This is a genomic window from Paenibacillus camelliae, from assembly GCF_023715345.1.
GTDB classification, from domain to species: Bacteria; Bacillota; Bacilli; order Paenibacillales; family Paenibacillaceae; genus Pristimantibacillus; species Pristimantibacillus camelliae.
Window position 1 is genome coordinate 1 of record NZ_JAMBNY010000057.1, and the last position, 428, is coordinate 428.

Here is a 428-nt window from a genome sequence, read left to right on the forward strand (position 1 = left end):
GTTTTGGAGATTGCCTAAGCAATTCAACCGATGCCGAGAATGTAGTAAAAAGCTAGTCGTCTAAGTCGTTACGGTCGGTCAATATAACCACGGTTGGGTTATTCATGGCAAGCACGATTTTGCCTGTGTAGAACACCATTGACATAAGGCTAAATTATTGCTGACATTATTGGGTGTGGTGAGTTGGTTATTTTGGCTGATACGCTAATAGGCTTCAAGTCATTGTTCTGGGGTAAGTTGTGGGTTGATGGTAGCGATAGCTTGCAGGACATTGTCTTGGAGCAAAACTTGGCTATAGGCTCGTAGCGGTTTTATGCCGTAGGGTTCGATATCGACGCCTTAAACGTGGCGATAGCCGATGGCTTGGAGTTGTTCGATAGCTATTTGTTCGATGTCAGATTCGTAGATTTCACTCATAGGAACATCCG

General features: G+C 44.4%; 1 pseudogene. It reads right to left on the reverse strand.

The annotated features are described in order from the left end of the window. Window positions 1-55 precede the first annotated feature (55 nt). Window positions 56-145, reverse strand: a pseudogene (locus M3180_RS22825) (hypothetical protein); the annotation flags it as partial. Window positions 146-428: the final 283 nt, after the last annotated feature.